Raw genomic sequence first — 10,692 nt, forward strand, 5'->3', positions numbered from 1 at the left:
GATTTTTGTAGAGATGTTATCCACAACTGAAGTTATAGTAAATAGGTAATAAATTATGATTTTTAGTCTCAGCTGAATCCTTATAAATATAAGGTGCCCGTTATTATAATTAGACCGTATGATCAAACAATTTTAGTATAATAATTAGTAATTCGATTGCTTAAGTTACTAGTGGGGTAGTCCTTGAAAATTTATTATTCAGTGTTTATACTCAAGCTAATTGAATAAAATTTTGGCAAAGTATAAAAAAAAGAATGAATTAGCACTATGTCAGAACTGAACCCACCTCTTAAAAAAAATGACTTCACTAACACTTGCTGGCAAGATGTAGTGAACAGCAGCGAACCGAAGAATTGTATCACCTATTGTATTGCTTTTGATAAAAAAGTCCAAGAGGCGCAAGAATCAGGAAATTTCACAAAACAAGCTGTTTTTGAAATTCTGGCAGCCGTGACTAACGCTCCAATGAATCCAGCATTAACCGAAGAGTTGTTTACTGATAGGTTTAAGAATCTTACAGAGGAGCAGCTAAATTTTATTGCTGAAATCGCACCTGAAATATCAGATCCTGAACTTCAAGCGCGAGTAGCAGATATTCTCTGGGTCAGACGACGTGACGATCTAATGGCTCAGTTGTCAATTACCGCTTACTTACAATCAGCAACTACCTTAGAAAGCTCTAATAATTGGAAGGATTCTTTGGACAGAATAGAACGAGCATTTCGGCTGGAACGCCAATTTAAAAATAAGGACAAAGTTGTTTTTAAACATATAGAAGCAGTTCTTGAATGCTATGAAGGCGAAGACTCTTGGTGGCCATCTCCAAGGTTAATGGAGCTATTGCAGGAACATAAATGTGGAGAACCAGTCAAATATGCAGCCCTGGCTGAAAAAGCAGCAAATTTAGCAGAATCAAGCTCTAATTGGGCAATAGCAAGAAGATTCTGGAGTATTAAAGCAAAATGGCATCGTATGGATAAAGACTACAGCAAAGAGCTTGCTGCTTCAATGTCAGCCGCTGAGACTTATGTCAAGGAAGCCGACTCTGCTCTCAAAAGAACTCCACCAAGCTACATGGCCGCATCAGGCTTGTTACAACAAGCTGTTAAAGCCTTTAGAAGCATTCGAGGAACAAAGGAAGAAACTGTGGATGCCAAAGCAAGAGCCGAGGAACTTCACAGGCTGCTTCTTCAGTACCAAGAAGAAAGTCGCAACGAGATGATGACCATTTCTCATAAAATGGATATTAGCAAGGTCGTAGAGGAAGCCATAAATTCGGTTAAGGGCAAAGACTTTAAAGAGGCACTCTTCGCTTTGTCTGTTTTGGCTGTTCCAACTAATGTCTCTAAATTGAGACAACAAGTACAGCAGGACGCTCATAACTCTTTAGGAATTCATCTTGTCCCTATTAACATAATAAATGAAATGGGCAAAACTGTTGCTATTCAACCAGCTTCTGTTCTCTCCAGTGATCCTGAAGAAGCGGAGCGTGCAACCAATTTTTATATGTGCCAGAAAGCCATTGAGTATTATCATCTACAAGCTCAAGCATATATTGAACCTGCCAGATATCAGATTAATTTAGAGCATTGTGTGCGACTTAACGATATTCTCTTCATAGTTCGCCATAGTCCATTTATTCCACCTCAGCGTGAGTACCTGTTTGCAAAGGGGCTGTATGCTGGACTTACTGGAGACTTTTTCACATCTACCCACATCCTAATTCCCCAAATTGAAAACTCTATCCGTTATATCATGTGGCAAAGAGGCATCATTACTTCTAAGTTGAAAGACAAGGGTATTCAGGATGAATTTAGTTTGAGCAAGACTCTTGCTCATTCAAAGATAACCTCTATTTTTGATGAAACTATGCTATTTGAATTGAAATGTTTACTGGTTGAACATGCTGGTAGTAACTTAAGAAATCGTATGGCTCATGGTTTGATTAGCGATGGTGACTTTATGAGTCCATTGATGTCATATGTCTGGTGCCTTACATTGAGGCTTTGTTGCTTGCCTATGTTGATACATCAGCAGCAAGTTGAGCAATCAAAGACAAGTACTGACGCAATCTAACATTAGTGCGATCGCTAATTTTGTAGGGTGTGTTGGGAGCATGTCAAATTCCCATAACAAATGTACTCAAATAACTCATGACCGCTACTGAACCACCAAAAAAGTTTAACCAATCACTTCACCCGACCGCAAGCTAGACAATTTATTATTAAAATTGCGGCTTTATCATAACACCAAAAAATAATCGCATCTCTTTCTTCCTATTCCCGATTCCCGATTCCCGATTCCCGATTCCCAATTCCCTACTCCCTACTCCCTACTCCCTACTCCCTACTCCCTACTCCCCACTCCCTTTGCTATATCACCAAAACCCCCGCTTACCAGTAGGAAGTACCGTTGTCCAATTAGTCTTAGCTTGAGCCAATTGTTCCTGAGTAACTTTAGCATTAGCAAGATTTGCCCCACACAAATTTGCTCCCCGCAGATTAGCATTTTCGAGATGAGCATAACTAAGATTCGCCCCACGCAAGTCTGCTCCTGTCAAAATAGCTTTTTTCAGGTAAGCTCGACCCAAATTGGCATTGCGTAAGTCGCCTTGATGGAGATTCGCTTCACCAAAATTAGCACTAGATAAATCCGCTCCCTTCAAACTAATATTTAACAGTTTGCCCTGGCGGAAAATTATCCCAGATAACTGGGCATTATTAAGGTTAAGTCCCCTCAAATCTTTAGCCGCAAAGTCTCTTCTGCCAGAGCCGTAAGCTTTTAATAACGTTTCCGCCTCCAACTTGCCATTACCCTTCGACTTGCCTGTAATGCTACTCCTACTACCGCTCACAGCTGTAGAATCCCTGTGACTGGTAAAACCTCCACCGTTTTTAGGTTCTGATCTTCGACCATTGCTCAATCCCCGACGCTCCCGCCATTCTCTAATTTGCTCTGCCATTCTTCGGGATTGAACTGACGACGGGGATGAATAACCATTCACAGGACCCAAATTCCCTGAGTTGAAGTGAGAATTAGCGTCATCAAGGGGTTGCGACACTAAGCTTTTGTTTAAACTCTCCAGATATGGCTCTAGGTCAAGAGCTCTCAGGATGTCTTCTGAGCACTGATAGCGATAACGGACAGAAGACTCCAGCATTTTTCTTAAAACCTTAGCAAAGTGGTCACTAACGTTGACATTAGTCTGCCAGACTATTTCTCCAGTAGAAGGATTATAATCGAGGTCTTTGGGAGATTTACCCGTCAACAAATAAAGGCAAGTAACCCCCACTGCATAGATATCGCTAGCAATTACAGGTCGCAATGCCATTTGTTCAGGAGGGGCAAAGCCTGGAGTTCCTATGGCATAGTTGGTCAATACTGTGTCTGAGGAATTGGAGGGATTGGTTTGGCTGTTTTTCACAGCCCCAAAATCAATCAGTACCAGTTTGCGGTCTTGGTCACGACGAATTATATTCGCTGGTTTAATGTCCCGGTGAATTACGTTTTTCTGATGAATATATTGCAGGAGTGGTAGAATTTCACTTAAAAATTGTTTAACTCCCTCTTCCGAGAATGAACCAGACCGTCTGACTTGCTGTTGCAGTGTCAAACCGCTAATGTATTCCTGAACCAGATAAAAATGCTCATTGTCTTGAAAGTAATCGAATAACTGTGGGAATTGGGGATGATTCCCAATTTCTCCCAAGGTTCGGGCTTCTCGCTCAAACAGATCCCTTGCCATCGGTGAAATCTCTGAACTTTTAGCACTTGGGCGGAGTTGTTTGATTACACGGGTCGGCTTACCAGGCAACGATTGATCTGTTGCTAAGAAAGTTGCTCCAAATCCCCCTTGACCGAGTGGTTTGATCACACGATAGCGGTCAAGTAATAATAATTTAGAACTGCACGCCTGACAAAAGTCGGCGTGTTGTGGGTTTTTTGCCTGAGTGCAGGTAGGATTTAGACAGTAGCTCATTCAGCGTTACTGATGTTCCTTTGCCCATACTGGAACTAAAACTTTGGCTCGGAGTACCTGAGCAGCAAAGATTATTTATAGTCTTTTACTTTTCTTTATTTTCTGCAAAATGCCTTTTACTACCCCCTTAGTTAGACAACTATTCCGGTGAAACCTGATCCTCAACCAGGATACCCTATTTTTGGCATCCATCTAAGGGTACAAAGGACAATTTTGAGTTAAGTAAAGGGTTATTCAAGTAAAATGTATATGAAGCTACCTATATTTTAGAGCGTTTATTTAGTATTGACCATAGGTAGTGTACTTTTTTGACACTCCCCGTCCTAGAAGGACGAGGATTCTTTCTTCATAGGGATTCCAACAAACTTGCCCTCGGAAAGCATCTTGACCCTGTGTCCCACGGCTGCAAGTCCACGTAGAAGGACTACTTGAGCAGCTGCCACATCTCTATCGGTTGTGTAGCCGCAATTTTCACAACGATGTACACGCTCAGCTAACGTCTTTTTGCCAGTTTCAGTTAAGCAATTGGGGCAGACTTGACTAGTCTTTTTAGAGTCTACTTTTTGGAAATAAACGCCACGCTTAAAACAGCATTGCTCTAATACCTGGAAAAACTGTCCCCATCCTGCATCTAGGCAGTGCTTACCCAACATCCCTCTAGCCAACCCTTTGAGATTTAGATCTATGTCCTTCGGACAGGCTTCGCCAACAACAAAGATCATCCCAGCCCAATCGCAGAGATTATGAGCTAATTCCCAATAGTCATCTTTTCTGATGTTAGCGATTCGTTCGTGTAACTTGTTGACTTTCTCTTGTGCTTTGCGACGGTTTCCACTTCCAATGCGTTTCCTACTTACCCTCCTTTGCAGCAATTTAAGCTTGCGTTCGAGGCGTTTGAAAGGGCGCGGATTAGGAAACAGAGCACCGTTGCTGACAGCCACAAAATGCGAAATTCCCACATCAATCCCCAATGCTTCTCCGTGAGGCATAACTTGGGGAATATTTACGTCCCACGCTAACGTGAGCATTACATACCAACCCGAGGATCGTTTAATCACTCTAGCTTGCTTGACTCTAGCTAAGCCAGGTATCTCTCGTGATTGTCTCAACTTCACCCAGCCAATCTTGGGGAGTTTTACTCTGCCAGGTTCGAGGGGTTTAACACCTAGTTGCGGAAAAACAAAAGACCGCATTTGTCCGTGCTTCTTAAAGCGAGGAAAACCATGGCCTTGCTCCCACATACTAACAAAAGCTTTTTCTAGTCTTTTTAGTGTTTGCTGTAAAACATGAACTTGAACAGCTCTTAATTCTTCAATAGTTTTCCTAGCAGCAGTTAACCCACGACACTGACTGGCATAAGTAGGACGCGCACGCATCTGTTGGAATAATGTACTCACTACGGACAGAGCAAGCGTTAATCTGACAGCTACGAGACTTATACCAATCCTTGCGCTCAGCTAATCCATAATTATAGACCTTGCGGCATTGCTCCAACCAGTCTTCAAATATTTTTGATTGTTGTTTGGTGGGTTTTAGCTTGAACTCGTAGGTGAGATTAAACACTTTGCTTACCTCCTTAGCCTAATTATCACCCATTCTTGAGCTATGATGCAAGCGTTAGCTCAAGAATGGATGCCATTAAAATTAAAGCCGTCCTTTTAGGACGGGGCTTGAAACCCATTATTTTTGGTCAAGCGTTAAGGGGTTATCCCGATCACAATAGAAAAATGTTTTGGTGGAAGTAACCGGCAACTTGCACCTTATTTATTACCTTATATTAGAGTTCAGCAAAAAAATTTAGGAGTCCATGCGTATATCGTTAAACTGGCTGCGAGAACTAGTAGAGGTAACTCTGACACCAGAAGAGCTAGCTCAAACCTTAACTATGGCTGGGTTTGAGGTAGAAGATATTGAAGACCTGGGAACCCTGGCCGATGGCGTGGTGATTGGCAAGGTTCTGGAGGTAGAGCCTCACCCTAATGCAAATAAGCTTCGGGTTTGTCAAGTGGATATTGGTGGGAGTGACCCATTGAATATTGTTTGTGGTGCGTCGAATGTCCGACCAGACATTTACGTGCCGGTGGCCACCATCGGAACCTACCTACCAACTATTGATTTGAAAATTCGCGCCTCAAAACTGCGAGGTGTTCGCTCAGAAGGGATGATTTGTTCCTTAGCAGAAGTGGGCTTGGCCAAGGAATCCGCTGGCATTCATATTTTCGAGGCAGAAACTATACCCCTAGGCAGTGATGCTCGTCCTTTACTGGGGTTAACTGATATCATTCTTGATGTTACGTCTACGGCTAATCGGGCGGATGCTCTAAGTATGGTGGGCGTGGCCAGAGAAGTAGTGGCCTTAACTGGGGCATCCTTAAGCTTGCCAGAAACTGTTGAGGTGTCTATTCCAGAAGCATCCCATGCCTTGACCTTGAAAGTATCTGAACCGAAAGCTTGCCCCGCCTATATTGGCACTGTGATTGAAGGGGTGAAGATTGGTCCTTCTCCGGATTGGTTACAACAGCGCTTGAAAGCCGCTGGAGTGCGACCGATTAATAATGTAGTGGATGTCACTAATTACATTCTCTTGGAATGGGGTCAGCCCCTCCATGCCTTTGACCGGGAACGCTTGCAAGCTGTTGCTGGGGTCGAAAACCTGACCATTGGTGTCCGCTTTGCTAACAGTGGGGAATCCCTGACTACTCTTGATGGTCAAACCCGTTCCCTGGAACCACAAGCGTTACTGATCACAGCTAACGACCAACCGGTTGCTATGGCTGGGGTTATGGGTGGGGAAGCCACAGAAGTGAACGACAACACCCAAACTATTGTTTTGGAAGCAGCACTGTTTGATCCAGTGACTATTCGTCGTTCTTCCCGCAGTCAAAGCATACGGACAGAATCATCTGCCCGTTATGAGCGTGGTGTCAATCAAGCAGAATTGGATATTGCTTGTAAAAGAGCGATCGCATTAATTACTGAGTTAGCTGCTGGTACCCCCACAACCCAGAGTATTGCTGACCAGCGCCCTGACCCCTCCACTTGGGCACGTTCGATTGAGTTACGTCTTGACCGTGTCAATCAGATTTTAGGACCAGTTAATGAGGCAGAGGAGCTTGGGGAAATCCTGCCAGAAGATGTGGAAAGAATCCTTACTGCCCTCGGATGTCAACTACAACCGCGCTGCACCGAAGATTCTCCCCAATGGAAAGTGATTGTACCGCCCTACCGCTACCGGGATTTAGAGCGGGAAATTGATTTAATTGAAGAAATTGCCCGTCTCTACGGCTATGACAACTTCTGTGATAGCTTACCAGACAAGACTGAACCAGGTTATCTATCTGCTGAGGAATTTTTAAAGCGAAAACTGCGATCGCAATTCCGTGCAGTTGGGTTGACCGAATTAGTCCAGTATTCCTTGGTCAAGCCAGAGGAACAGACCCAAATTCGTCTCGATAATCCCCTGTTTACGGAATACTCATCCCTACGGACGGATTTACTATCAGGGCTGATTGATGCCTGTCAGTACAATATCGAGCAAGGCAACGGTGTACTCAACGGTTTTGAAATTGGTCGGATCTTCTGGCGACCAGAAGAGGGTTTCGCAGAAGCTGATGCTATTGCCGGGATTTTAGGGGGAAATATCACCCAAGGTAACTGGGTCAGGGGAGGGCATTCCGAACCCATGACCTGGTACGAGGCTAAGGGAGTACTAGAGAGTGTGTTTTCCCGTTGCGGTCTGACAGTAGAATACCAACCAGACCACAGCGATCCCCGTCTTCACCCAGGACGCACTGCATCCTTGTGGTTGCAAGGTGAAAAATTAGGAAAATTTGGGCAGTTGCACCCCCAGCTACGCTCAGAAAGAGGTTTTCCCGATCAGGTTTATGTATTTGATTTGGACTTGGAGCTAATTTTAGAGGCTCTTGATCGCGATGAAATTCTGACTCCCCGATTCAAAGTCTATTCCAGCTACCCAGCCATTGACCGGGATATTGCGTTCTTTGCACCACTACAAGTGTCAGTGGCAGAAATCGAACGTTCAACTCGCAAAGCTGCGGGGAATTTGTTGGAGTCAGTGCAATTGTTTGATGAATATAAAGGGGAGTCTGTTCCTGAGGCACAGAGAAGTTTGGCATTTCGGCTAATCTACCGTGCTAGCGATCGCACTCTTACTGATGCAGAAGTCGAGCCAGTACATCAGAAAGTGCGAGAAGCCCTAGAGGAAACATTTGGGGTTAGCCTTAGAAGTTAAACGGAGAAGTTAAACGGTTGAAGGATGAAGTATTCATACTTCATCCTTCATCTGTCTGCCTCCCGGTCGTCTCCCGCTATAATCGCGAGAAGCGGTGAGACGTGCCATATAAACACCTGGGGTTCCCCCAGGTGACAGGCACTCAGGAAAGGGAGGACAGGATCTAAGTCGTATAAGCATAACCATCCTTCCTGTGAATAAATTGACAATATTTGTGACTGATGCCCTGCACCAATCCTGATTTAGTTGAGATATTGAAAAACCCTGATTTTCTGGTTGCGACCCGTCCTATATAGGTACCGATCTTTTTTCCTTTGGTTACTACAGCACGAACGATGTCGCCTGTTTGAAAGCCTTTGTGAAATTTGATTCTGGAGCAATGACGAGTGGGAAACCCATACTTATTGGTTCTACAGAGCTGACGAGTGCCATGTCCTTTGGCGGTTATTATCAAAGGATTGGTTACTTCGATAATCAATGTTTCGACTTTCCCGACATTTGCCGCATCCAACCAATGAGTTTTCGGAAGATTTTGACTACACCTATTGAATTTGGTTAATCCGCCACTACCTACTTCAACAGGTAGCCCTGTTGACTTGAGATCGTGGTACAACTTCCATCGGGTTGTATTGACAGAAGCCGCATCAGCCAGAGGGCGTTTAGCTTGACTTAGTATGCGTCTCAAGATACTAGGCTTTTTAGACAAGAAAAGTTCAATGTTTTGATTAGATTTAGCCTGGTTACATGGGTGACATGCAATCGCTAAATTAGAAACTCGATCGCGTAGCGTGGCCGAAAGGCCAATCAGAGCCACCTTTGGATAATGGCTTAATATGCTCAATTTCTAATTGAGTTCCTGTCGTCCCACAATAAGCACATTTACGATTCCATTTTTCAAGTAAATATTCTCGGAGTTCATAGCCATAAAGTGTTCCTTGTTGATACTCGATTCCAGATATTTCAGGATTTTGCAGTTTTTGAGTATCAAACCTGACTAATTCTTGAGAGATGCCGGTAATAGGGCACAATCGACTCAACCTTTCAACCCAAGTTAAAATGTTTTGAACCTGGGGGGGCGACGATATGGCTTGAAACGATTGATACGTCAAGAGTGTAACGATCTGTGATAGAAAAAGATAGGTCTCAAATTGTCAATAAGACCTATCTGTTGCAAATGTTACCCTTATTCTATCACAACCCAAAACTTCAGCAATTTCTAACTGTGTTTTTCCACTATTCAACAACAGCAAAATTAAAATACGTTCTCTAATATTTCCATTTTCTTCTATTTTTAAGGCTTTTTGAAGTATTGTTTTTTGCTCTTGTGTCAGATAATTTTTTGCTGGCATATTTCCTATTATTGGGTTATTTATTAATTTTTATTATACCAATTTAAATGCCGAACAGCTTAGGAGTGATTTCCTCAGGATTGTTTTCATGATTCGGGCGAAAGTTGTCAGGCATAGTTCAAAAGTGGTTTTGAAGTATATATTATAATCATAACGATTATAATATATACTTGTCAAGGGTTTTGATAATTTTTTTTTTGAGGGGTAATTGAAAGAAATTGTACGGTGCTGGAATTGGATATAGTTAAAAAAAAGGGAATAGTAAATAGGGAGCGTAATGGTTTTGAGTGACTTTATGAGATAGGAAATACTTAATTGACCTGCATGTCACGCTACGCGATGAAGCGTTCGCAAAGCGTGGCCCAAAGGCCTCAGCTTCCGCGCTTATGCGATTGACCTTTGGTCACGCTAAAAGCGATCGCACTCCCTTTCAATCAAAAGACTATGTCTTAAACTATACTTTCTTTGCTATAGCACCCACATGGAAATGCAATGGGTCAGAGGAGCATAAACAAGTATTTATACTCAGTAAAATCGGTTTTTTCGCGTTCGCGTAGCGGCTCGTACCGAGCATCGCGTAGCGTGACCATTCGCGTAGCGTGGCCGAAAGGCCAAGGTCAATCGCAAAGTGCCCCAGAATGCGTTCGCGTAGCGGCTCGTACCGAGCATCGCGTAGCGTGACCATTCGCGTAGCGTGGCCGAAAGGCCAAGGTCAATCGCTTCCCAACAGAATTCCGTAATCTTATATACTACTTTTTGAATCTAGGGAACCCAGAACCATGAAAAGCGATCACGATGGTCATCATCTCACCCTCGACTCATTCGAGAGCGACAGGATCGTTCCCCTGCAATGGAAGGTAATTGGGGCAACTGCTGCCAGTAACACTCAAACAACTGAAAAAAGTCGTCTACTTCACAGAACATACGGGTGATATCCAAACGCGATACAATATTGGTCATAGCTGGCTGAGACTCAATGGCTTCAAATCTAGTCGAGCGCCTTTCTTTCACCGTAAGCATTCAGCCGTCAGCCGTCAGCCGTCAGCCATTCCCGTAGCGTGGCCATAGGCCAAGGCTCACGCTATGGGGAGAAACTGTTACCGTAGCGTGGC

At 43.6% G+C, this 10,692-nt stretch carries 5 protein-coding genes and 4 pseudogenes; 3 read left to right on the forward strand and 6 right to left on the reverse strand.

Annotated elements, in window-relative coordinates; translation table 11 throughout:
• Window positions 1-267: 267 nt before the first annotated feature.
• Complete coding sequence (locus tag F6K63_RS06770; protein ID WP_287311383.1) at window positions 268-2,076, forward strand: DUF7380 domain-containing protein; 1,809 nt, start codon at window positions 268-270, stop codon at window positions 2,074-2,076.
• Window positions 2,077-2,377: 301 nt separating this feature from the next.
• Here the strand turns inward: F6K63_RS06770 and F6K63_RS06775 are convergent, their stop codons facing one another.
• Both F6K63_RS06775 and F6K63_RS06780 read right to left on the reverse strand, forming a co-directional pair.
• Window positions 2,378-3,979, reverse strand: coding sequence for a serine/threonine-protein kinase (locus tag F6K63_RS06775; protein ID WP_009149252.1), 1,602 nt, complete (start codon window positions 3,977-3,979; stop codon window positions 2,378-2,380).
• 323 nt (window positions 3,980-4,302) lie between these two features.
• A pseudogene (locus F6K63_RS06780) lies at window positions 4,303-5,542 on the reverse strand (RNA-guided endonuclease InsQ/TnpB family protein).
• Window positions 5,543-5,786: 244 nt separating this feature from the next.
• Between F6K63_RS06780 and pheT the strand changes: the two are divergent.
• Complete coding sequence (gene pheT, locus F6K63_RS06785) at window positions 5,787-8,231, forward strand: phenylalanine--tRNA ligase subunit beta (protein WP_287311384.1); 2,445 nt, start codon at window positions 5,787-5,789, stop codon at window positions 8,229-8,231.
• A gap of 163 nt (window positions 8,232-8,394) precedes the next feature.
• Here pheT and iscB read toward each other — a convergent pair.
• The 4 genes and pseudogenes from iscB to F6K63_RS37660 all read right to left on the reverse strand — a co-directional run.
• A pseudogene (gene iscB, locus F6K63_RS06790) lies at window positions 8,395-9,301 on the reverse strand (RNA-guided endonuclease IscB); the annotation flags it as partial.
• Between the two features lie 123 nt (window positions 9,302-9,424).
• Window positions 9,425-9,580 (reverse strand): annotated as a pseudogene (locus tag F6K63_RS06795) (IS630 family transposase); the annotation flags it as partial.
• Between the two features lie 454 nt (window positions 9,581-10,034).
• On the reverse strand, window positions 10,035-10,265 hold the full coding sequence (locus F6K63_RS06800) for a hypothetical protein (RefSeq protein WP_287311385.1): 231 nt from the start codon (window positions 10,263-10,265) through the stop codon (window positions 10,035-10,037).
• A 70-nt stretch (window positions 10,266-10,335) separates the two neighbouring features.
• Window positions 10,336-10,540: pseudogene (locus tag F6K63_RS37660) on the reverse strand (IS982 family transposase); the annotation flags it as partial.
• Here F6K63_RS37660 and F6K63_RS06805 point away from each other — a divergent pair.
• Complete coding sequence (locus F6K63_RS06805) at window positions 10,442-10,648, forward strand: hypothetical protein (protein WP_131826981.1); 207 nt, start codon at window positions 10,442-10,444, stop codon at window positions 10,646-10,648. The pseudogene F6K63_RS37660 and the gene F6K63_RS06805 overlap by 99 nt on opposite strands.
• Window positions 10,649-10,692: the final 44 nt, after the last annotated feature.

The sequence above is a fragment of the Moorena sp. SIO1G6 genome, assembly GCF_010672795.1.
Lineage (GTDB): Bacteria > Cyanobacteriota > Cyanobacteriia > Cyanobacteriales > Coleofasciculaceae > Moorena > Moorena producens.